At 69.6% G+C, this 21134-nt stretch carries 18 protein-coding genes and 1 pseudogene; 12 read left to right on the forward strand and 7 right to left on the reverse strand.

The window, feature by feature from the left end; translation table 11 throughout:
• Positions 1-264: 264 nt before the first annotated feature.
• Both groL and ASG63_RS01775 read right to left on the reverse strand, forming a co-directional pair.
• Positions 265-1870 (reverse strand): annotated as a pseudogene (gene groL, locus ASG63_RS01770) (chaperonin GroEL).
• Between the two features lies 1 nt (position 1871).
• Positions 1872-2207, reverse strand: a complete 336-nt coding sequence (locus tag ASG63_RS01775) for a co-chaperone GroES (RefSeq protein ID WP_244479789.1) — start codon at positions 2205-2207, stop codon at positions 1872-1874.
• Between the two features lie 213 nt (positions 2208-2420).
• Between ASG63_RS01775 and ASG63_RS01780 the strand changes: the two genes are divergently transcribed.
• The 4 genes from ASG63_RS01780 (at position 2421) to ASG63_RS01795 (ending at position 7809) form a co-directional block, all read left to right on the forward strand.
• Entirely contained in the window at positions 2421-3431 is a 1011-nt protein-coding gene (locus tag ASG63_RS01780) for a magnesium transporter CorA family protein (RefSeq protein ID WP_056211494.1), read from the forward strand.
• Positions 3432-3519: 88 nt separating this feature from the next.
• Positions 3520-4974: a lipopolysaccharide biosynthesis protein gene (locus tag ASG63_RS01785; RefSeq protein ID WP_056211496.1), complete on the forward strand. Its 1455-nt coding sequence runs from the start codon at positions 3520-3522 to the stop codon at positions 4972-4974.
• A gap of 101 nt (positions 4975-5075) precedes the next feature.
• On the forward strand, positions 5076-6263 hold the full coding sequence (locus ASG63_RS01790; RefSeq protein ID WP_056211498.1) for an FAD-binding protein: 1188 nt from the start codon (positions 5076-5078) through the stop codon (positions 6261-6263).
• A gap of 163 nt (positions 6264-6426) precedes the next feature.
• Positions 6427-7809, forward strand: a complete 1383-nt coding sequence (locus ASG63_RS01795) for a heterodisulfide reductase-related iron-sulfur binding cluster (protein ID WP_056211501.1) — start codon at positions 6427-6429, stop codon at positions 7807-7809.
• Positions 7810-7816: 7 nt separating this feature from the next.
• Here ASG63_RS01795 and ASG63_RS01800 read toward each other — a convergent pair whose 3' ends face one another.
• Positions 7817-8800 (reverse strand): MBL fold metallo-hydrolase, encoded by a 984-nt coding sequence (locus ASG63_RS01800; protein WP_056211503.1) that lies wholly within the window; start codon positions 8798-8800, stop codon positions 7817-7819.
• 88 nt (positions 8801-8888) lie between these two features.
• Here ASG63_RS01800 and ASG63_RS01805 point away from each other — a divergent pair, with 88 nt between their 5' ends.
• A complete protein-coding gene (locus tag ASG63_RS01805) occupies positions 8889-9728 on the forward strand; it encodes a helix-turn-helix domain-containing protein (RefSeq protein WP_056211505.1) in 840 nt (279 codons plus the stop codon).
• Here the strand turns inward: ASG63_RS01805 and ASG63_RS01810 are convergent.
• From ASG63_RS01810 to fumC, 3 genes are all read right to left on the reverse strand, one after another.
• Positions 9678-9896, reverse strand: a complete 219-nt coding sequence (locus ASG63_RS01810) for a ribbon-helix-helix domain-containing protein (RefSeq protein ID WP_056211508.1) — start codon at positions 9894-9896, stop codon at positions 9678-9680. The genes ASG63_RS01805 and ASG63_RS01810 overlap by 51 nt on opposite strands.
• Before the next feature lie 154 nt (positions 9897-10050).
• On the reverse strand, positions 10051-10242 hold the full coding sequence (locus ASG63_RS01815; RefSeq protein ID WP_056211509.1) for a DUF4169 family protein: 192 nt from the start codon (positions 10240-10242) through the stop codon (positions 10051-10053).
• A 14-nt stretch (positions 10243-10256) separates the two neighbouring features.
• Positions 10257-11669, reverse strand: coding sequence for a class II fumarate hydratase (gene fumC, locus ASG63_RS01820; RefSeq protein WP_056211512.1), 1413 nt, complete (start codon positions 11667-11669; stop codon positions 10257-10259).
• Between the two features lie 143 nt (positions 11670-11812).
• Here fumC and ASG63_RS01825 point away from each other — a divergent pair, with 143 nt between their 5' ends.
• Positions 11813-13222 carry a cytochrome P450 gene (locus tag ASG63_RS01825; RefSeq protein WP_056211514.1) on the forward strand — a complete coding sequence of 470 codons (1410 nt, stop codon included), beginning with the start codon at positions 11813-11815 and terminating at the stop codon, positions 13220-13222.
• A 365-nt stretch (positions 13223-13587) separates the two neighbouring features.
• Here the strand turns inward: ASG63_RS01825 and ASG63_RS01830 are convergent, their stop codons facing one another.
• Positions 13588-14268 (reverse strand): SspB family protein, encoded by a 681-nt coding sequence (locus ASG63_RS01830; RefSeq protein WP_056211516.1) that lies wholly within the window; start codon positions 14266-14268, stop codon positions 13588-13590.
• A 450-nt stretch (positions 14269-14718) separates the two neighbouring features.
• Here ASG63_RS01830 and ASG63_RS01835 point away from each other — a divergent pair, with 450 nt between their 5' ends.
• The 6 genes from ASG63_RS01835 to ASG63_RS01860 all read left to right on the forward strand — a co-directional run bounded on the left by ASG63_RS01835 (position 14719) and on the right by ASG63_RS01860 (position 20988).
• Positions 14719-15546, forward strand: coding sequence for a CPBP family intramembrane glutamic endopeptidase (locus tag ASG63_RS01835; protein ID WP_156394041.1), 828 nt, complete (start codon positions 14719-14721; stop codon positions 15544-15546).
• A 107-nt stretch (positions 15547-15653) separates the two neighbouring features.
• Positions 15654-16448 (forward strand): thymidylate synthase, encoded by a 795-nt coding sequence (locus ASG63_RS01840; protein WP_056211519.1) that lies wholly within the window; start codon positions 15654-15656, stop codon positions 16446-16448.
• Positions 16448-16945 (forward strand): dihydrofolate reductase, encoded by a 498-nt coding sequence (locus tag ASG63_RS01845; protein WP_056211521.1) that lies wholly within the window; start codon positions 16448-16450, stop codon positions 16943-16945. The genes ASG63_RS01840 and ASG63_RS01845 overlap by 1 nt, the downstream gene beginning before the upstream one ends.
• Before the next feature lie 275 nt (positions 16946-17220).
• Entirely contained in the window at positions 17221-18393 is a 1173-nt protein-coding gene (gene hflK / locus ASG63_RS01850; protein WP_056211523.1) for an FtsH protease activity modulator HflK, read from the forward strand.
• Entirely contained in the window at positions 18390-19343 is a 954-nt protein-coding gene (gene hflC, locus ASG63_RS01855) for a protease modulator HflC (protein ID WP_056211525.1), read from the forward strand. The genes hflK and hflC overlap by 4 nt, the downstream gene beginning before the upstream one ends.
• A 106-nt stretch (positions 19344-19449) precedes the next feature.
• Entirely contained in the window at positions 19450-20988 is a 1539-nt protein-coding gene (locus ASG63_RS01860; RefSeq protein ID WP_056211527.1) for a Do family serine endopeptidase, read from the forward strand.
• Positions 20989-21134: the final 146 nt, after the last annotated feature.

A 21134-nucleotide genomic window follows, 5' to 3' on the forward strand; every position in this document is an offset into this window, starting at 1 on the left:
CCTTGAATCCGACGAAGACGCCCTGAACGAATTGATCCGCCAACACGCCTTGAATCCGACGAAGACGCCCTGAACGAATTGATCCGCCAACACGGACGAGAGCAGGTTGGCGATAATCCCTCTTGACCTGAAACACCCAATAGAGAAGGCCGCCTGACGCGCCTGCTGCTGTCCCGACTATTCGGCCGCCGATGGCTGTGCCGCGGATAAAAAAGGGGCCGCCTCGCGGCGACCCCCATTCCGATAAGGTGAAGTTTGGACGCCTTAGAAGTCCATGCCGCCCATGCCGCCGCCGCCCGGCATCGCCGGGGCGCCGCTGTCCTTCTTCGGAGCATCGGCAATCATGGCTTCGGTGGTGACGAGGAGGCCGGCGATGGAGGCGGCGTCCTGCAGGGCGGTGCGCACGACCTTGGCCGGGTCGACGATGCCGGCCTGGATCATGTCGACGTACTCTTCGGTCTGGGCGTTGAAGCCGAAGGTGATCGAGGACGTGTTGTCGGTGATCTTGCCGACCACGATCGAGCCCTCGACGCCGGAATTCGCGGCGATCTGGCGGATCGGAGCCTCGAGGGCCTTCAGCACGATCTTGATGCCGGCCTGGACGTCCGGGTTGTCGCTCTTGAGAGCACGGACGGCCTCACGGGCACGGAGGAGGGCGGTACCGCCGCCGGGGACGATGCCCTCTTCCACCGCAGCGCGGGTGGCGTTGAGCGCGTCGTCGACGCGGTCCTTCTTCTCCTTGACCTCGACCTCGGTCGCGCCGCCGACGCGGATGACCGCGACGCCGCCGGCGAGCTTGGCCAGACGCTCCTGGAGCTTCTCACGGTCGTAGTCCGAGGTGGTCTCCTCGATCTGCGCCTTGATCTGGCCGACGCGGGCTTCGATATCCGCCTTCTCGCCGAGACCGTCGATGATCGTGGTGGTCTCCTTCTCGATGCGGATGCGCTTGGCGCGGCCGAGCATCGGGAGGGTGACGTTCTCGAGCTTGATGCCGAGATCCTCGGCGATCATCTGACCCTGGGTCAGGATCGCGATGTCCTCGAGCATGGCCTTGCGGCGATCGCCGAAGCCCGGAGCCTTGACGGCCGCGACCTTCAGGCCGCCGCGCAGCTTGTTGACCACGAGCGTAGCGAGCGCCTCGCCCTCGATGTCCTCGGCGATGATGACGAGCGGCTTGCCGGTCTGCACCACGGCCTCGAGAACCGGCAGCATCGCCTGGAGCGAAGACAGCTTCTTCTCGTGGATGAGGATGTAGGGGTCCTCGAGCTCGGCGACCATCTTCTCCGCATTCGTGATGAAGTACGGGGAGAGGTAGCCGCGGTCGAACTGCATGCCCTCGACGACGTCGAGTTCGGTCTCGGCCGTCTTGGCCTCCTCGACGGTGATGACACCCTCGTTGCCGACCTTCTGCATGGCGTGGGCGATCATCTCGCCGATTTCCTTGTCGCCGTTGGCCGAGATGGTGCCGACCTGGGCAACTTCCTCGGACGAGGCGACCTTCTTGGCGCGGCTCGTGATGTCCTTCACGGCGGCGGTGGTAGCGAGGTCGATGCCGCGCTTCAGGTCCATCGGGTTCATGCCGGCGGCGACGTACTTGGCGCCTTCGCGGACGATGGCCTGCGCCAGAACGGTGGGAGGCCACTTCGCGCACCATCTGGGCGCCCATGTTCTCGAACTTGTCGGCGAGCTCGATCTCCTTGGCGACGGTGACGCCGTCCTTGGTGATGCGCGGGGCGCCGAAGGACTTCTCGATGACGACGTTGCGGCCCTTGGGGCCGAGCGTGACCTTCACCGCGTCGGCGAGGATGTCGACGCCACGGAGCATCTTCTCGCGGGCGTCGGAGGCGAAGCGGACTTCTTTCGCTGCCATGTCAGATCCTTGTCAGTGATGGGCCCCGAGGCGCCGGACGGCACCCTCGAAGGGCTCGTGAACGGGAGGAGAACCGAAACTTCATGATCAGGAGGTCCTGACCGTCGATCTTGACCTCGGTGCCGGACCACTTGCCGAACAGGACGCGGTCGCCGGCCTTGACGTCGAGCGGGTTCACCCGGCCGGCCTCATCGCGGGCGCCGGGACCGACGGCGACGATCTCGCCCTCTTGCGGCTTCTCCTTGGCGGTATCCGGGATGATGATGCCGCCCTTGGTCTTCTCTTCGCCTTCGATGCGGCGGACGACGACACGGTCGTGCAGCGGACGGAACTTCATGAGCTGCCCTCTTGCTTCAAATTCATGGATGGCGTTGATGCGGCGCGGCAGCGCGCTCAACCCAGGCCGTTAGCACTCGCCTTGGGTGAGTGCTAACGATGGCGTCGAGTTAGGCGCGGAAGCCGTTCGAGTCAAGACTGTCGCAGGCTCCGACGACGATCCGGCGACAGGATCATCCCCCGATCCCACAAGCCGCCGGAAAGTCCTTCGCGGATGATCAAGCTTCATGGTCCGCAGGGCGCGGTCGAGCCCGAGGCACAGGCGCCCGCGACAGCCTATCCGTCGGAGGTCGTATGGATCGATCTCGATGATCCGAGCGCCGAGGAGGCCGAACGGGTCGAGGCCTGCACCGGCATCCGGGTCCCTTCGCGCAAGGCCCTCAGCGAGGTGGAGAATTCGAGCCGCCTGAGGCGTTTGAAGACCGGGTTCTCACTCTCAACCCCGATGGTCACCTTCGACAAGCTCGATACGCAGTTGAAGCCGTTGGGCTTCGTGCTGACCCGGGACCGCCTCGTCACCGTGCGCTTCCACGAATTGCGGGCTTTCGCGGAGGTCAAGAAGCGCATCGACACCGGCGATGGGCCGGGCACCACCTCCACCGAGATCTTCCTTCTCCTGATAGAGGAGCTCGTCGACAGCCTCGCCGATTCCCTCGAGGACATGGGCGCCGACCTCGACGAGTTGTCCACGCGGATCTTCGATTTCGACGTCCGCAGCGGTGCGCCTGCCGGGGACACCAAGCTGCGCAACCACACGCCGCGCCGGCGCGACCTGGCGCTGCGCCGAATCCTGCGCGGCATCGGACGCCGCGGGAAGACCCTCGGTAAGGTCCGGTCGAGCCTCCTCGGCCTGGAGCGGATCGTGCCCTTCGTGGCCAACGAGTGCGAGCATATCCTCGGCGAGGAACAGGTGCCGCGCTTCGAGGCCGTGCGGCGCGACATTGCCTCCCTCGACGAGTTCGAGATCCGGCTCTCCGAGAACGTCCAGTTCCTTCTCGACGCGACCCTCGGCTTGATCAGCATCGAGCAGAACAACACCTTCCGCGTTCTCACCGTGGCATCGGTGGTCGGCATTCCGCCGACCCTGATCGCTTCGATGTACGGAATGAACTTCAAGCACATGCCCGAACTCGAATGGGCCTACGGCTATCCCTACGGCCTCGCGCTCATCCTCGTAAGCGCCATCATTCCGATCGTTTTCTTCCGCATCCGGGGTTGGTTGTAACCGGTTAATGGACTGTCAGGCCTCCTGCGCTAGAGCTGTGCGCGGCGATGCCCCGTCCAGCCGGCCTCCGAGGATGACCCGTCGCGCCATGGCCGTGATCGCTGCCTTCGTCCTCAATGCCGGCCTGAACTTCGTCCTCGGCCTCCTCATCGCCAAGCTGCTGGGACCAGCGGAGTTCGGTCTGTTCGCTCTGGCGACCGCCGGTGCGATCGTGGCCAACACCGTCCTGTTCGAGTGGCTGCGTCTGTCCGCGACACGATTCTATTCAGCCCGGGTCCGCATCGACGAGCCCTGGATCCGGCAGGGTTTGGACCGGGCCTACATGGCCCTCACGCTCAGTCTCTTCGTGGCGGCCTTGATCTGCGCGGGACTGGGTTTCACGCTCGAGCCCAACGCGGGAAGCCGCCTGGCGATCACAGCGGGCGCCGCGGTCGCCGCATTGGGCATCGGCGTGTTCGACTATCACGCAGCGCTCGCCCGGGCGCGCTTCGACGGCCGGCTGTACTTCAATCTCGTCGCGGTGAAGAACGGCCTCGCCTTCGTGCTGATGGCGGGTGCCGCCTGGTTCTTCCCCCAACCCGTCTGGGTTCTGACGGCGGCCGGGATCAGCCAAGCCTTCGCGATCCTGCTGCTGTATCGACCGCTGCGCGATCCGATCGTTCCACGCGTACGGCTGAAGCTGCGGGAAGCCTGGCGGCTCTTCGTCGCCTACGGCCTACCCCTCATCGCGGCCAACGCGATCTACCAGCTGCTGCCGTTCCTCAATCGGGGCAGCATCGCGTCCCATGCGGGCCTCGCCGAGGCGGGCTACTTCGCCCTCGCCGCCGATGTCACCACCCGGAGCATCGGCACCCTCGGGACCGCCCTCGATCTGCTGCTCTTCCAGCTCGCGGTCCGGGTCGAGGAGGAACAGGGGCGTGCCGCGGCCGAGCGCCAGGTCGGGCTCAATATCGGCGTGGTGGTTGCGCTGCTTCTGCCCTGCGCGGTCGGGTTCTGGGCCGTGCTCCCAGCCCTCGAGGCGCTGGTGGTGCCGGAGGCCTACCGCGGCCCCTTCGCCGCTTATGCGGGGCTGATGGTTCCGGGCTTCTTCTGCCTCGCGATGACCAACTTCGCCCTCAATCCGATCTTCCAGATTCGTCGGCGCACGCGCCCGGTCATCGCCGCCGCTCTGGTTGGGCTCGCCCTCAACGGGCTCGGGCTGTGGCTCCTGCCGTCCCGGTACGGTCCCGAGGGCGTCGCGATCGCACAGACCGCCGGCCTCGGGGCCGCCACCCTCATCCTGGCCTGGCGTGCGCTCACGGGACCCCAGCGCCTGCACCTGCCCTGGTGGGAAATCCTGGCAGCCAGCATCGCCTCCCTCGCCATGGCACTGTGCCTGTTACCCCTGCGCCATATCGAGCCGACACGGGCGCTGCTGCTTTCCGTGCCTCTCGGCATGGCGATCTACGGTGCGCTCGTCTGGCTCTTCGACATCGCGGGCCTGCGCGGTCACGTGGCGGCGCGGTTGACCCGTTCACCACCCGAGACCGCACCGGCCGAATAGCCGTTCCTGACCGGATGCCATCGGCGTGAACCTCCTCTAAGGTGGCTCCACAGGAACAGGATCGAGGGTGCCGCAGAGTGCCCCGGATCGGGTGGGATTCGATGCGTACATATGAGCCTCACGACGAGGGCGCCGCGGCCGAGATCGTCCGCGGGGCGGTCGGGAGCCCGGAGCAGCTTCGTCTCGTTGGCGGAGCGACCAAGGCCGGGATCGGCCGACCGGCCCAGGACGAAGCGACGCTCTCCAGCGTGGCTCTGACCGGCATCACGCTCTATGAGCCCGCCGAGATGGTCGTCGCCGCCCGGGCCGGGACGCCCCTGGCCGAGGTTCAGGCCCTCCTCGCGGCGCGCGGTCAGATGCTGCCCTTCGAGCCCATGGACCACCGCTCCCTGATGGGCACGACCGGCGAACCGACCTTCGGCGCCGTCGCGGCGGCCAACAATTCCGGACCACGCCGGATCAACGCGGGCGCCGCCCGCGACAGCCTGATCGGCGTGCGCTTCATCAACGGACGGGGCCAGGCGATCAAGTCGGGCGGGCGGGTGATGAAGAACGTCACCGGGCTCGACCTGGTGAAGCTGATGGCCGGCTCCTGGGGCACCCTGGGTCTGCTGACGGAAGTGACGTTCAAGGTGCTCCCCGTTCAGGAACGGGTCGCCACACTCGCGTTCCCGGACCTCGACGATGCCCGCGCCATCGCGGCCTTGAGCGCGGCCCTGGGCTCGCCCTTCGAGCTGACCGGAGCCGCTCACCTGCCGGCCGGGATCGAAGGCGGGGCGGCGCGGACGCTGATGCGGATCGAGGGTTTCTCGGAGTCGATCGATTATCGTCTCGGCGAATTGCGTCGCCTGCTCAAGCGCTTCGGCCAGCCCGAGATCGTCGAGGGCGGGGCGGGGACAGCGCTTTGGGCACGCATCCGCGACGCTGCGAGCTTCGCCGAGCCGCGGAGTGCCGCGGTCTGGCGCATCTCCACTGCGCCGACCCGCGGCCCCGCCGTCACCGCCGCGATCGGCGCCCAGCGCGACGCCCGCTGGTTCTACGACTGGGGCGGTGGGCTGGTCTGGCTCGCCACGGATGCCGGGGGCGATGCCGGCGCCGAGGTCGTCCGGGCGGCCGTGCGCGCACAGGGTGGGCATGCGACCCTGGTGCGGGCACCCGATGCCGTCCGGGCGGCCGTGCCGGTCTTCGAGCCATTGGCCGAGCCCCTGATGCGGATCACCGCGGGCATCAAGGCGGCGCATGATCCCCATGGCCTGTTCAATCCGGGGCGGATGTACGCCGGTCTGTAAGCGAGGGGCGGTGCGGGGCGAGGTCGCAACGCGCGCGCTGTTCGGAGCGATTCCAAGGCTCGGCAACCGGCGCGAGACCCTCTAAACAGCAGGGACCAAGAACGACGATGCCGACGCGGGCCGGACCCGATGGACGGCACGAGGGTGGACCCGAGGACGCACCGTGCAGACCAATTTCAGCCTGACGCAGCTCGCCGATCCGGCCATGGCGGCGTCCGAGAAGATCCTCCGGACCTGCGTGCATTGCGGGTTCTGCACCGCGACCTGCCCGACCTATCTCCTGCTCGGCGATGAACTCGATTCCCCGCGCGGGCGGATCTACCTGATCAAGGACATGCTGGAAGGCGGAAAACCGGCGGTGCCGGAAGTCGTCAAGCATGTCGACCGCTGCCTGTCCTGCCTGTCCTGCATGACGACCTGCCCCTCGGGCGTGCATTACATGCACCTCGTCGACCATGCGCGGACCTATATCGAGGAAACCTATCGGCGTCCGTTGAGCGACCGGCTGCTCCGCAGCGTGCTGGCCTTCGTGCTGCCCTACCCGAACCGCTTCCGCCTGGCGCTGCTGGGGGCGAAGATCGGTGCTCCCTTCCGGCCCCTGGTGGCGCGCCTGCCGCGGGTCGGCAACCGCCTCGCGGCCATGCTCGACCTCGCCCCGGCCCATCTGCCGAACCGCAATCCCACCGACCGGCCCGGCACCTTCCCGGCCGAGACGCGGGCCCTGGAGGCGAGCGCGGCGTTGCATGGGTATACCGCACCGTCGCGTCGAGGTCGCGTGGCTTTGCTGCGCGGGTGCGCCCAGAGCGTGCTGCGTCCCGATTTCAACGAGGCGGCGATCCGGCTCCTGACCCGGCACGGGGTCGAGGTGGTGCAGGCCGCGGGGGAGGGCTGCTGCGGCGCCTTGACCCACCACATGGGCAAGGCGGATTCGTCGCATGCCCAGGCCCAGCGCACCATCGACGCCTGGATCGCCGAGATGGACGGCGCCGGGCTCGACGCGATTCTCGTCACCGCCTCCGGCTGCGGCACGACGATCAAGGATTACGGCTTCATGTTCCGCGAGGACCCGGCCTACGCGGAGAAGGCGAAGCGCGTGTCCGCCATCGCCAAGGACGTCACCGAGTACATGGCCACCATCGGGTTGATGCCGCCGATCGTCGAGACCGACCTCGTGGTCGCCTACCACTCGGCCTGCTCGATGCAGCACGGCCAGGGCATCCGCACCGAGCCGAAGAACCTCCTGAAGACGGCGGGCTTCACCGTGAAGGACGTGCCCGAGGGCCACATCTGCTGCGGCTCGGCCGGCACCTACAACATCCTCCAGCCCGAGATCGCCAACCGCCTGCGGGACCGCAAGGTCGCCAACATCGAGCGGATGCGCCCCGACGTCATCGCCACCGGCAACATCGGCTGCGCCACCCAGATCGGGAAGGGCACGGCGATCCCGATCGTCCACACGGCGGAGCTCTTGGACTGGGCGACCGGCGGCCCGAAGCCGGCGGCCCTGGAGGGGCTGCCGGACCGGACGATGGCGGCGGCGGAGTAGAGGCGCGTCAGCGCTCGCTCCGGTTCGCCATCGGGATCCAGCGGTACCCGAGCCCGTCGCGGACGACGTATCCGAGCGACGGGAAGGCGGTGTGGTAGCCGGCGACGAGGACGCGGTCGGTGGCGGCCATGTCGTAGATCGTCCGTCGGGTCGCGGCGCCGGCCGCCTTGTCCATGTCGAACAGGGCGTGCCAGTCGGGCCGGGCCAGCGAGGCGACCTCGTGATGGGCGCAGTCGCCCCAGACCAGCAGGCGCTGGCCCTCGCTTTCCACGTTAAAGGCAAGGTGGCCCGGCGTGTGGCCGAAGGCCGCCACGGCGTCGATGCCCGGCACCACCGTCTGGCCCGGCGACACGAAGCGGATGTGCTCGGCGAGGGGAAGCAGGTGGCTGCGGAAGACGCGGGCCGACGTGTACGCGTTGCCGTCCGGCGGGCCTGCCAGGCGATCGTCGTCCCTCCAGAAGGCGAATTCCCGGTCGCCCATGACGTAGCTGGCCCTGGGGAAGAGCGGGCGCCCATCCTCCAAGAGTCCGCCGATATGGTCGGTGTGGCAATGCGTCAGGACCACGAGGTCGATCGCGTCCGGCGACAGGCCGGCCTGCCGCACCCGCTGCGCCAGCTGCCCGCCGGCCGGGCGCGGGATGAAGCCCACCGCCCCGTTCCCGGTGTCGAACAGGACGGTCTCGCGGCCGGTCTGGACCAGGATCGGCGTGAAGCCGGGCTCGAAGCGGTCCGGCGGAAGCCGGTTCTCCCGCATCAGGGCCTCGACCTCCGCCTTCGGACGGTCCTCGCCCACGATCGGCCAGGGGCCGTCGATGACCGCGTCGGCGTCGCACAGGGCGGTGACGGTGAAGGCACCGAGGCGGATCCGCCGCAGGCCGGCGGAGAGGCTCGGGGGCAGGGCTTGCGTCGGTATGCCCGCCCGTGCGGCCCTCGGAAGGGCGAGGCCGGCGACCAGGGTCGCGGCGAGATGACGGCGAGTGAGTTCGGTCATCGCTGGACGTTTCCCGAGAGGGCCGATTCCGTCAGGATGTGTGCGGGACCGGTCGCGAACGCTCTATCGCGGCGGGAGGGGGGCCAGCTTGAACGAACGTGCTGCGCCGTCCGGCGCGTCGCCCCTCCCGATCTGGCATGTCGAGGGGGCGCACACGCTCTTCGCGGGGCCGCTCGCGTACAATGCCAGCCACCAGCACGGCGCCCCGGTCTATCTCGCGGGGCTCTACGACGCCTTCCGCATCCGCTTCGCGCCGGGGGCGTGGATCACCTGCCGCACGGCCTTCGTTCCGGCGGGGATGCCGCACGAGCTGGATTGCGCCGGCGCTCCCCTCGGCGTCCTCTATCGCGAGCCCGATGCCGGGGCGTGGGCCCTGACGGGCCTGATGGGTCCGGCCGAGGCGGTCGGCAGCGCCCTGGTGGGCAGGGGCGGGGAGGTCGGCCCGTTGCGGTCGCTCTTCGAGCGGCGCGACGCCTGCGATTGGGCGGGCGAGGCCATCGCCGACCTTTCCGGCTTCGCGGCACGGCGGGTCGATCGGCCGGTCGATCCCCGGATCGCGAAGGTCCTCGTCGACCTGCGCGCCCGGCCGGAAGCGTGGATGAGCGCGGGACGGCTGGCCACGGCGGCATCCCTGTCCTCGTCGCGGATGCAGCACCTCTTCAGCGCGACCATGGGTGTCCCGTTCCGGCGCTATCGCGGCTGGCTGCGCATGCGCCGCGCCATCGCGGCCGTCGTCCGCGGCGCCAACTTCACCGGGGCCGCCCATGAGGCGGCGTTCGCCGACCAGGCGCACTTCGCCAACGCCTTCCGCCGGACCTTCGGCGCGCCGGCCTCCTACAGCCTGCAGGACATTCGCCGCCCGAGCCCGTCGCGGCCGTCAGGCACGATCACGCACGCTCGCCAGCACGAACACCCGGAGGGCGGATGAGAGGTTCTGACCCTCCCGACCGGCATCGACGGCGCCGATCAGGGCCTGGACGGACTGGCCGCGCGCGCCTGCGATCTCCCGCAGGGCATCCCAGAACGGGTCCTCCAGGGACACGCTGGTCCGGTGGCCGGCGATCATCACGGAGCGCTTGGTGATGCCGGTGGTCATTCCGGCACCCGACCCTCCCCCCTCTGCGGGGGAGGGTGGTCGCGGAGCGACCGGGAGAGGGGAGCGCCATATCCGGAAAGGTCGCTCCCTCTCCCGCCTGCTCCGCAGGCACCCTCTCCCGCAGAGGGGAGAGGGGCACGTGCCGCGTCCCCCATCACCCCTCCGAATCCGGCCCCACGAGCTTGTGGCCCTCGTGGCGCGAGACCTCGATGGCCTTCTTGGCCTCCGCCAGGGTCCTGGCCTTCTTCGGGCGGCCGAAGGCGATGCGGTTGTCCGCGGCCTTCGCCTCCCGCTCCACCCGCGCCCGGTCCTTCCGGGCCTGACGCAGGTTGATGATCTCCGCCATGCCGGTGGGCTCCTCTAGGCGGCGCCGGGCGCCAGCATCGTCTCGGGGCGCACCACGCGCTCGAACTCCTCGGCCGTGACGTAGCCGAGGCGCAGGGCCTCCTCCTTGAGGGTGGTGCCATTCTTGTGCGCGGTCTTGGCGATCTCGGCGGCCTTGTCGTAGCCGATCGAGGGGGCGAGCGCGGTCACCAGCATGAGCGAGCGGCTCATCAGGTCGGCGATCTTGTCCTCGTTGGCCTTGATGCCGACGACGCAGTTGTCGGTGAAGCTCACCGCCGCGTCGGCGAGGATGCGGATCGACTGCAGCACCGCGTTGGCGATGACGGGCTTGAACACGTTCAGCTCGAAATTGCCCTGGCTGCCGGCGAAGCTCACCGTGGTGCCGTTGCCGATCACCTGGGCGCAGACCATCGTCAGCGCCTCGCACTGGGTCGGGTTGACCTTTCCGGGCATGATCGACGAGCCGGGCTCGTTCTCCGGCAGAGAGAGCTCGCCGAGGCCCGAGCGCGGGCCCGAGCCGAGGAAGCGGATGTCCTGGGCGATCTTGAACAGGCCGGAAGCCAGCGCCGTGAGCGCGCCCTGCGTGAAGACCAGGGCATCGTGGGTGGCCAGGGCCTCGAACTTGTTGGCGGCCGAGGTGAAGGGCAGGCCGGTCAGCTCCGCGACCTTCGCGGCGAATTTTTCGGCGAAGTCCGGATGGGCGTTGAGGCCGGTGCCCACCGCCGTGCCGCCCTGTGCCAGCGCCAGCACGCCGGGCAGCGTCGCCTTCACGCGCTCGGTGCCGAGCGCCACCTGCGCCACGTAGCCGGAGAATTCCTGGCCGAGGGAGACCGGGGTGGCGTCCTGCAGGTGGGTGCGGCCGATCTTCACGATGGCGGCGAACGCCTCGGACTTCGCCTGGAGCGCGTCGTGCAGGTGCTGCAGGGCCGGCAGCAGCCGGTCGTTGATCTCGCGCGAGACCGCGATGTGCATCGCCGTCGGGAAGACGTCGTTCGAGGACTGGCCGCGATTGACGTGGTCGTTGGGGTGGACCGGAGACTTGCCGCCGCGCTTGCCGCCGAGCAGCTCGTTGGCGAGGCTGGCGATCACCTCGTTGGCGTTCATGTTCGACTGGGTGCCGGAGCCCGTCTGCCACACCGCCAGGGGGAATTCCTGGTCGTGCTCGCCGGAGACCACCTCGGCCGCCGAAGCCGCGATGGCCTGGGCCACCTTCGGGTCGAGGGCGCCGAGGTCCTGGTTCACCAGGGCGGCGGCCTGCTTGACCATGCCGAGGGCGTGGACGAGAGGCGCGGGCATCTTCTCGGTGCCGATCTTGAAGTTCTGGATCGAGCGCTGCGTCTGCGCGCCCCAGTAGCGATGCGCCGGGACCTCGATCGGGCCGAAGGTGTCGGACTCGGTGCGGGTGGCGGGCGTCTCGGTGGGCGACATCGTGGCCTCTTCGTCTGGTCAATCCGGACCCTACTTAAACTGCACGCCAGCAAACCGCGATGCCGCATCGCGAGAGGGCCGTGTGCCCGGCGCTGAATTGTCATGGCTTGTCAGCCCTCAGCCCGGGCCCGGAGTTGTCGTTTATGTCGAGTGCCGCCGCCCGCGTCGAAGCCCCTGTCGATGCCCCCGTGCCGGTCCGCTTCCGCCCGGCGGTCCCAAAACCCCTGCGCGAGCAGCCGGGCCTGTTCGGCTTCCTGAAGGCCGCCCGCGCCAACCCGCTGACGACCTGGCTCGACGTGCATTTCGAGAAGCCGGTGGTGGCCGCCGACGGCGCCCTCGGGCGCGTCACCGTGGTGAGCGACCCGGCCCTGATCCGCTACCTCTACGTCGAGAACGCCGCCAACTACCGCAAGGACGACCTGCAACGGCGGGTCCTTGCCCCCGGCCTCGGCAACGGGCTGCTCACCGCCGAGGGCGAGGAATGGAAGCTGCAGCGCCGGACTCTGGCGCCGATCTTCTCCGCCCGGCACGTGCTCGGCTTCAACGGAGCCATGAACGCCGCCGGCGCCCGCATCGCCCGCCGCCTGGCCCGCCGCGACGGCACCCGCATCGACGTCGCCCTGGAGATGACCCGCGTCACCCTCGACGTGTTGGAGCGGACGATCTTCACCCACGGCCTCGCCAGCGACCCTGACGCCCTGGGCCGGGCGATCACCCGCTTCCTCGAATCCGTCGGGCCGATCGATCCCCTCGACGTGTTCGGGGTGCCGGGATTCGTGCCCCGCATCGGTCGCCTGCGCGCGCGGCCCGCCATCCGCTTCTTCGCCGAGGTGGTGGACGAACTGATCGACCGTCGCCGCGCCCTGATCGCGCAGGGGACCGCACCGGCCGACCTGCTGACGCTTCTCCTGAAGGCGCAGGACCCGGAAACGGGGAAGGGCCTCACCGACCTCGAGGTGAAGGCCAACATCGTCACCTTCATCGCGGCCGGCCACGAGACCACCGCCAACGCCCTGACCTGGGCCCTCTACTGCCTGTCGCAGGACCCCGCCGCCCAGGCGCGGATCGAGGCGGAGGTCGATGCCGTGCCGGCGGACCAGGACTTCGACGCCGATGCGCTGCCCTACACCAGGGCCGTGATGGAAGAGACCATGCGGCTCTTCCCGCCGGTGCCGTTCCTGAGCCGGCAGGCCATCGCGGAGGACCGGATCGGCCGCATCAAGATTCCCAAGGGCTCTTTGGTGATGGTGGCGCCCTACGTGCTCCACCGCCACCGGACCCTGTGGCAGGAGCCGGACGCCTTCATGCCCGAGCGCTTCCTGCCCGAGGCCCGGGCCGCGATCCCGCGCTTCGCCTACCTGCCGTTCGGGGCCGGCCCCCGCGTCTGCATCGGCCAGAACTTCTCGCTGCAGGAGGCGGTGGTGGTGCTGGCCCACATCGCCCGCGCCGCCCGTTTCACCCTGGCCGACGACCACGCCCCGGTGGTCCCGCTCCACCGCGTCACCCTGCGCCCGGAGCACGGGTTGCACATGACGGTGAACCCCCGGGGGTGAGGGCTGGAAGCTCGACATAACCCTGCTCCCCCCTTGCGGGGAGAAGTTGGAGGTGGGGGTGGTTGGGCGACCCTCGACGGGCGGGGACTGGCGGAGCGACCCCCACGCCTCGCCTCTCCCCGCGAAGGGGAAAGAGACGCGTTTCGCTGTCCGAAGGGCCGTCGTCTCAGTCCAACCGGGATCGGAGGACATACCCGCGCGCAACACCACGTCATCCCGGGGCCGCGCAGCGGAGCCCGGGATCCAGAGGCACGGGCGGTGCCAGGATTGACGCCGTCGGCGGCTCTGGAGTCCGGGCTCGCCTTTGGCGCCCCGGAATGACGATGCGGTTTTTTCGTTGAGCGTCCGCGTCGGCGCCGCTTCGCTCAGCTCTTCTTGCGGAAGGCGTCGAGGCTGACGACTTCGGCGCTGGTCTCGGTGCCGTCCTCGGCCTTCTTCGCCGGGGGCTTGGCTTCGGTCCCGTCCTCCGACTTGCCGGCTTCCTTGCCCGCTCCCTTGGCAGCCTGGGCCGCGGCGGGCACCGGGGTGGTGCCGGCGCCGATCTTGGGGACGGCGCTGCCGATGGTGGCGAGGCCCGTGCCCTTCGGCTTGATCTCGGTGGGCTCGGACGCGGCACCCCGGGGCGGGGTCTTGCCGGCCGCAGCCGGCGCCTCCTCCGAATCCTCCTCGGCGGCGGCCGTCTCAGTGCCCTCGCTGAGGTCGAACTTGAGGCCGAACTGGACGGAGGGGTCGAAGAACCCGGTCAAGGCGTCGAAGGGCACGAGCAGGCGCTCGGGCACCCCGGAGAAGGAGAGCCCGACCTCGAAGGTGTGCTCGGTGACGCCGAGGTCCCAGAACTGGTGCTGGAGCACGATCGTCATGTCCTGCGGATATTTCTCGCGCAGGCGCTGCGACATGCGCACGCCCGGCGCCTCGGTGCGGAACGAGACGTAGAAGTGGTGCTCGCCCGCGAGCCCCTCGCGCGCCGCGTCGGTCAGCACCTTGCGCACCACGCCGCGCAGCGCGTCCTGCACCAGAAGATCGTAGCGGATCAGGTCGTCTGCCATCTGCGGTCGCTTATGCCCGGTCACTGCCCGCCGTCACACGCCGCGATGGCGCTCCGGGTCGGATGAAAATCGAATGGGAATGCCGGTGCCCGACCCTCCCAGAACCCTGCCTGAACGGCCGTCGCGGCCATCCGGACGTCCGCTACCAAGTCCGTCCGCTACCAAGTCCGTCCGCTACCCAGAACCACCGTTCCGCGACGCGGCGGCCGCCCGTCGCGGCCCCGACCGAGATCCCCGCGCCGGAGCGAGCTTCCGCCAAAACCCGGGGCCTGTCGAGCCACGGGCCCTTGCGTCCAAAAGCCCGTGGTCCGGAAAGGGGCTGCCGGGTTACCGTTCGGGCCTCGAAGCCGTTCCGGCGCCGCCGGATCCCCGTCCTCGCCGAGCCTCTCGGCCAACGCCTTGATTATAGTGGGAGTGCCGCCGCATTTGAAGCCCGATGATGGTGCGCCGATGCCCGAGGCGCCGGCGGCCTGGTCCGCCTCCGCGCTCCTCCGGCCGTCCCGGGTCCGTGCCGGCCTCGGCGCGGCGACGGCGCTCGTCGGGCTGGCCTTCGCGGCCTTCCTGGCGCTGGCGGTGGCGACCCTCCTCGCCCTGGTGATCGTGCGGGTCGGCGGCGACTGGATCGACGGCATCGCGCTCCTGGGCGGAGACCGTCCCCGCCTGCATCCGCGCCAGCTCGCCATGCGGGAACTGGCGGTGGACGTGGTGCGGCAGGGGGTCCTGGCGCTGCTCGTCGTCGTCGCGGTGCGCTGGCGCGACGGCGCCGCCTGGCGCCGGACCCTGGCCCTGGTGGCGCCGGCGGCGGCGCCCTGGGGGCCCGGCGCGCCCGGCCTGACGGCGCGCCGCTTCGCCGTGATCCTGCTGGCCTGGCCGGTGATCCACATCACCTGGGTGACCGGCATCGCCGATCTGTTCCGGATGCCGATCGGCCGGCACACGGCCCTGTCGCCCGGCCTCACCCCGGCCGCGGCGGCCCTGTGGTTCGCCTACGTGCTCGTCCTGGCCCCGGTGGCGGAGGAACTGCTGATGCGCGGGGCCCTGTTCGCCCGGGCGCGGGAGGTTTTTACGGCGCGGGGCGCGATCCTGGCGACGGCGCTCCTGTTCGCCGGGGCGCATCTCACGCCCGCGGGGTTCGCCCGGCCGGTCTCGCTGATCCCCCTGGCGCTGATCCTCGGCTGGGTCCGCTGGCGCAGCGGCCGGCTCTGGCCGGGCATCCTGCTCCACGCCTGGAGCAACCTCGCCATGATCGCCTACGTGCTCGGGCCCGCGATCAGCTGAGGCCGGAGCGCAGTCCGGGGGCGGCACGACCTGTTGACGCCTCGGTCCGCAACCTCGCCAGCCCCGGCGCTTCGGGCTATTCCGGGAGCCCCCGCCTCGGAGCCGCGATGCACGCCTATCACCAGCTTCTCGAACGCATCCTGCAGGACGGGGTGCGCAAGAACGACCGGACCGGCACCGGCACCCTCTCGGTGTTCGGGCACCAGATGCGCTTCGACCTCGGCGAGGGCTTTCCGCTGGTGACGACCAAGCAGCTCCACCTGCGCTCGATCATCCACGAGCTGCTGTGGTTCCTCACGGGCGACACCAACGTGCGCGCGCTCCAGGCCAAGGGCGTGAGCATCTGGGACGAGTGGGCCGATGCGAACGGCGACCTCGGGCCGGTCTACGGCCGGCAGTGGCGCTCCTGGGCCAAGCCCGACGGCGGCAGCGTCGACCAGATCGCCTGGGTGCTGGACGAGATCCGCCGCAACCCGGATTCCCGGCGCCTCATCGTCTCGGCCTGGAACCCGGCCGATCTCGACCGGATGGCGCTGGCGCCCTGCCACTGCCTGTTCCAGTTCTACGTCGCCGAGGGGCGGCTCTCGTGCCAGCTCTACCAGCGCTCGGCCGACGTGTTCCTCGGCGTGCCCTTCAACATCGCGAGCTACGCTCTCCTCACCGCGATGATCGCGCAGGTCACGGGACTGCAGCCCGGCGACTTCGTCCACACCCTGGGGGACGCCCACCTCTACGTGAACCACCTCGAGCAGGCCCGGCTGCAGCTGACGCGGGCGCACCGCCCGCTGCCGCGCCTCGTGCTCGACCCGGCCGTGACCTCGCTGTTCGACTTCCGCTTTGAGGACATCGCCGTGGAGGGCTACGAACCCCATCCGGCGATCCGCGCCCCGGTGGCGGTCTGATGCCGGCCCCCCGCATCACGATCATCGCGGCGGTCGCCCGCAACGGCGTCATCGGCCGCGACAACGACCTGATCTGGCGCCTGCGCAGCGACCTGCGCCGGTTCAAGGCCCTGACCATGGGCAAGCCCCTGCTGATGGGGCGCAAGACCTTCGCGTCGATCGGCCGGCCGCTGCCCGGGCGGCGCACCATCGTGCTCACCCGCGATCCCGCCTTCGCGGTGCCCGAGGTCGCGGTGGCGCAGGACTGGGCCGGCGCGCTGGCGGCGGCTGAGGGGGCCGACGAGCTGATGGTGGCCGGCGGCGGCGAGATCTACGCCCTCGCTCTGCCCCACGCCGACCGCATCCACCTCACGGAGGTCGATCTGGCGCCGGAGGGGGACACCGTGTTCCCGCCGTTCGACCGTGCGCTCTATCGGGAGACCGGGCGCGAAGCCCATCCGCCGGGCGAGCACGACGCCTGCGGCTTCAGCTTCGTCGACCTGGAACGGGCCGGGTGAGGGCCGGGGCGCGGAGAAGCGCCGTAAACCAATCCGGCGCGACCCATTGCGCATTGGGTTCCCGTGCGGTTGTCTTTCGGCGGCCCGATGCCCAAGTGGCAATCTTGACAGGATCCGGTGCGCCCACGCAGGTGCCGGGGTCGGGTCACGACGAGATCAACACTCTTGTCCACGCGGGGGAGATTCGGCCCGCCTCCTGAGGAGGCCGGGACGGGGAGCGCGGGTGGGCTTCGTGCGCGGCGCAGACGCTGCTGGAACAGGAGAGATCGGCGAGCATGCCTTGGAGCAATCAGAGCGGCGGCGGTAGCGGCAACGGGGGAGGGCCCTGGGGCCGAGGCGGCGGCGGCAATGGCGGCGGGGGTGGCCCGTGGGGCGGCGGTGGCGGTGGCGGTGGCAAGACCCCGCCCGACCTCGAGGACCTCCTCCGGCGCAGCCAGGACCGCCTGCGCGGGGTGCTCCCGGGTGGATCGTTCGGTGGAGGCCGCGGCCTCCTGATCGCCGGCGGCATCGTGGTCGCCGTCTGGCTCGCCACCGGGTTCTACACCGTGGCGCCGCAGCAGGTGGGCATCGAGACGGTGTTCGGCCGCTATCTCAGCACCACCGGCCAGGGCCTGAACTACAACTTCCCGGCTCCCATCGGCGCCGTGACCAAGCCGAATGTCGGCCAGGTCAACAGCGTGCAGATCGGCTACCGCGCCGGGCTCGGCAACCAGAGCCGCACCGTCGACAAGCCCGAGGAGAGCCTGATGCTCACGGGCGACGAGAACATCGTCGACCTCGACTTCGAGGTGCAGTGGCGCATCAATCCCCTGAAAGCGTCCGACTTCGTCTTTAACCTCGAGAACCCGGAAGGGACGATCAAGGCCATCGCCGAGAGCGCGATGCGCGAGGTCGTCGGCCGCCGCAACATCCAGCCGATCCTGACGAACGAGCAGTCGAGCGTCGCCCAGGAGGTCCGCGAGATCACCCAGAAGGCCCTCGACGAGTACGGCGCCGGCGTGCGCATCGAGCTCGTGCAGCTCGTCAGCGTGCAGCCTCCGCCGGAGGTGCGGCCCGCCTTCTTCGACGTGAACGCGGCGCAGCAGGACGCCGAGCGCGCCAAGAACGATGCGCGCACCTACGAGAGCCAGAAGGTGCCCCTCGCCAAGGGTGAGGCGCAGAAGATCATCCAGGCGGCGGAAGCCTACAAGACGCAGTCCACCGCCGACGCGACCGGTCAGGCCGCCCGCTTCACCCAGGTCTACGATTCCTACAAGGTCGCCCCGGTCATCAGCCGCGAGCGCATCTTCCTCGAAACGATGGAGCGGGTCCTGGGCTCGGTCAACAAGGTGATCATCGACCAGAACGGAGCCGGTGCCGGCACCGGCGCCAGCGCTGCCGGCGTGCTGCCGGTGCTGCCGCTGACCGAGTTCGGTCCCCGCAACGCTGCCGGTGGAGTGGCCCGATGAACAACCAAGCCCTCCGCACCGGCCTCATGATCGTGGCGGCCGCCGTGGCCGTCGGCCTCTACGCCTCGGTCTTCACCGTCGGCCAGATGCAGCAGGCCCTGGTGCTCCGCTTCGGCGGCGTCCGCGCCGTCCTGAACCAGACCGGCACCGACAAGCCCGGCCTCTACTTCAAGCTGCCGTTCTTCGAGAACGTCGTCCTGTTCGACAAGCGGGTGCTCGACCTTGATCTCCCGGTCCAGACCCTGCTGACCACCGACCGTCAGAACCTCGAGGTGGACGCGTTCGCGCGCTACCGGATCATCGATCCGCTGAAGTTCTACCAGTCGGCCAACAACATCGCCCGCGCCAACACCCTGCTGGCGAGCTTTACCAACTCGGCCCTGCGCAACCTGCTCGCCCGCTCGACCCGCGACGCCATCGTCCGGACCCAGCGCGCCGAGCTGATGAACCAGATCCAGGCCGACGTGAACCGGCAGGCCAAGGAGCTCGGCGTCGAGATCGTCGACCTGCGCATGACCCGCGTCGATCTGCCGGCCCAGAACAGCTCGGCGGTCTACAAGCGCATGACGACGGAGCGCCAGCGCGAGGCGGCCGACATCCGGGCCACCGGCGAGCAGGCCGCGGTCACGATCAAGGCCAAGGCCGACCGCGACGTCACCGTGCTGCTTTCGGAGGCCAACCAGACGGCCGAGACCCTGCGCGGACAGGGCGACGCCGACAAGAACCGCATCCTGGCGGAAGCCTACGGCAGGGACGCGGACTTCTTCAGCTTCTACCGCTCCATGCAGGCCTACGAGACCGGCTTGAAGGGCTCCGACACGCGGCTCGTGATCAGCCCCTCGTCGGACTTCTTCCGCTACTTCAGCGATCCCCAGGGCCGGACCCCGGCGACGCCGGCCGCCCGCACGCGCGCCCCGGCGGAGCCCGGCTCCACCGGCACGCTGCGCTGAGCGGTTACCATGACGCTCCGGCGGCGGACCCCGGTTCGCCGCCGGACTCTTGATCGGCGGACGGCGGAGACGATCTAAGGACGTCTTGAGACAGATGAGGTCGATTATGGTTCCCGTCGCGAGCGCCGTCCGGGCGCCCCGTTCCCGAGCGCTTCAGCGCAGCCTGCGCTCTGCCCTCGCCGCCGCCGCGCTGGCGACCGCCCTCGCCGTGACTGGCGCCCCGGCCCCGGCGTTCGCCAAGGGCCCCGAATCCCTCGCCGACCTCGCCGATCAGGTCACCGACGCGGTCGTGAACATCTCGGCCTCGACGACGGTCGACGCCCGGCCCAACGCCCGCTCCGGCCCGCAGCTCCCACAGGGCACGCCCTTCGAGGACCTGTTCGAGGAGTTCTTCAACAAGCGCGGCCAGCGCGGCGGCGGCGACCGCAGCGAGGCCGACCGCCCGAAGCCGCAGCAGCGCAAGTCGAACTCGCTGGGCTCGGGCTTCATCATCGATGCGTCCGGCATCGTGGTGACGAACAACCACGTCATCGGCGACGCCAACGACATCCAGGTCATCCTGCACAACGGCACCAAGCTGAAGGCGGAGATCATCGGCAAGGATGCCAAGATCGACCTCGCGGTGCTGCGGGTGAAGCCGGAGGCCAACAAGCCCCTCAAGGCCGTGCCCTTCGGCGACTCCGAGAAAATGCGTCCGGGCGACTGGGTCATCGCCATCGGCAACCCCTTCGGCCTCGGCGGCTCGGTCTCGGCCGGCATCGTCTCGGCCCGGGGCCGCAACATCGAGTCCGGCCCCTACGACAACTACATCCAGACGGATGCTGCCATCAACAAGGGCAATTCCGGCGGTCCGCTGTTCAACATGAACGGCGAGGTCATCGGCATCAACACGGCGATCCTGTCGCCCACCGGCGGCTCGGTCGGTATCGGCTTCGCGGTGCCCTCGAACAACGCGTCCCAGGTCATCGACCAGCTGCGCGAGTTCGGCGAGGTCCGCCGCGGTTGGCTCGGCGTGCGCATCCAGAACGTGGACGAGACCACGGCGGAAGCCCTCGACATGAAGGACGGGGTCAAGGGCGCCCTGGTCGCCGGCGTCGACGAGAAGGGCCCGGCCAAGGCCGCGGGCCTCGAGATCGGCGACGTCATCGTCAGGTTCAACGGCACGGCGGTGAAGTCGTCCAGCGACCTGCCCCGGATCGTCGCTTCGACCCCGGTCGGCAAGGTCGTGGACGTGCTCGTGATCCGCAAGGGCGCCGAGACCACGAAGTCGGTCACCCTCGGCCGTCTCGAGGACACCGAGAAGCCGACCCTCGCCAGCGTCAAGCAGCCGGAGGCCGAGAGCGCCGTGCGCCAGGTGCTCGGCCTCAACCTGTCGGGCATCACCGACGAGGCCCGCAAGCGCTACAGCCTCAAGGACAGCCTCAAGGGCGTCCTCGTCACCCGCGTCGATCCGAACTCCACGGCGGCCGACAAGCAGATCAAGCCGGGCGAGGTCATCGTCGAGGTCGGGCAGGAGGCGGTGAACGCACCCGTCGACGTCAGCAAGCGCATCGACCAGCTCAAGAAGGACGGTCGCAAGTCCGTCCTGCTCCTGGTCGCCAGTGCGAGCGGCGACGTCCGCTTCGTGGCGCTGGGAATCGACTGATTCCCAGACGCCATTCGGACACACCCGGCCGCCGCCCGAGAGGGCGGCGGTTTCGTTTTGGTATGTGGGGCTACTCTGATTCGCAGCCGGCCGATTCACCGGCCGAAGCATGTCCCGTCGCTCCCCGTCATCCCGGGGCCGCGCAG

Source organism: Methylobacterium sp. Leaf94 (assembly GCF_001426045.1).
In the GTDB taxonomy this organism is placed as follows: domain Bacteria; phylum Pseudomonadota; class Alphaproteobacteria; order Rhizobiales; family Beijerinckiaceae; genus Methylobacterium.

Coding starts and splice junctions, on each gene's coding strand:
- ASG63_RS01775 (WP_244479789.1), bottom strand. CDS start 2,207: ATGAAGTTCCGTCCGCTGCACGACCGTGTCGTCGTCCGCCGCATCGAA.
- ASG63_RS01780 (WP_056211494.1), top strand. CDS start 2,421: ATGATCAAGCTTCATGGTCCGCAGGGCGCGGTCGAGCCCGAGGCACAG.
- ASG63_RS01785 (WP_056211496.1), top strand. CDS start 3,520: ATGGCCGTGATCGCTGCCTTCGTCCTCAATGCCGGCCTGAACTTCGTC.
- ASG63_RS01790 (WP_056211498.1), top strand. CDS start 5,076: ATGCGTACATATGAGCCTCACGACGAGGGCGCCGCGGCCGAGATCGTC.
- ASG63_RS01800 (WP_056211503.1), bottom strand. CDS start 8,800: ATGACCGAACTCACTCGCCGTCATCTCGCCGCGACCCTGGTCGCCGGC.
- ASG63_RS01810 (WP_056211508.1), bottom strand. CDS start 9,896: ATGACCACCGGCATCACCAAGCGCTCCGTGATGATCGCCGGCCACCGG.
- ASG63_RS01815 (WP_056211509.1), bottom strand. CDS start 10,242: ATGGCGGAGATCATCAACCTGCGTCAGGCCCGGAAGGACCGGGCGCGG.
- fumC (WP_056211512.1), bottom strand. CDS start 11,669: ATGTCGCCCACCGAGACGCCCGCCACCCGCACCGAGTCCGACACCTTC.
- ASG63_RS01825 (WP_056211514.1), top strand. CDS start 11,813: ATGTCGAGTGCCGCCGCCCGCGTCGAAGCCCCTGTCGATGCCCCCGTG.
- ASG63_RS01830 (WP_056211516.1), bottom strand. CDS start 14,268: ATGGCAGACGACCTGATCCGCTACGATCTTCTGGTGCAGGACGCGCTG.
- ASG63_RS01835 (WP_156394041.1), top strand. CDS start 14,719: ATGCCCGAGGCGCCGGCGGCCTGGTCCGCCTCCGCGCTCCTCCGGCCG.
- ASG63_RS01840 (WP_056211519.1), top strand. CDS start 15,654: ATGCACGCCTATCACCAGCTTCTCGAACGCATCCTGCAGGACGGGGTG.
- ASG63_RS01845 (WP_056211521.1), top strand. CDS start 16,448: ATGCCGGCCCCCCGCATCACGATCATCGCGGCGGTCGCCCGCAACGGC.
- hflK (WP_056211523.1), top strand. CDS start 17,221: ATGCCTTGGAGCAATCAGAGCGGCGGCGGTAGCGGCAACGGGGGAGGG.
- hflC (WP_056211525.1), top strand. CDS start 18,390: ATGAACAACCAAGCCCTCCGCACCGGCCTCATGATCGTGGCGGCCGCC.
- ASG63_RS01860 (WP_056211527.1), top strand. CDS start 19,450: ATGGTTCCCGTCGCGAGCGCCGTCCGGGCGCCCCGTTCCCGAGCGCTT.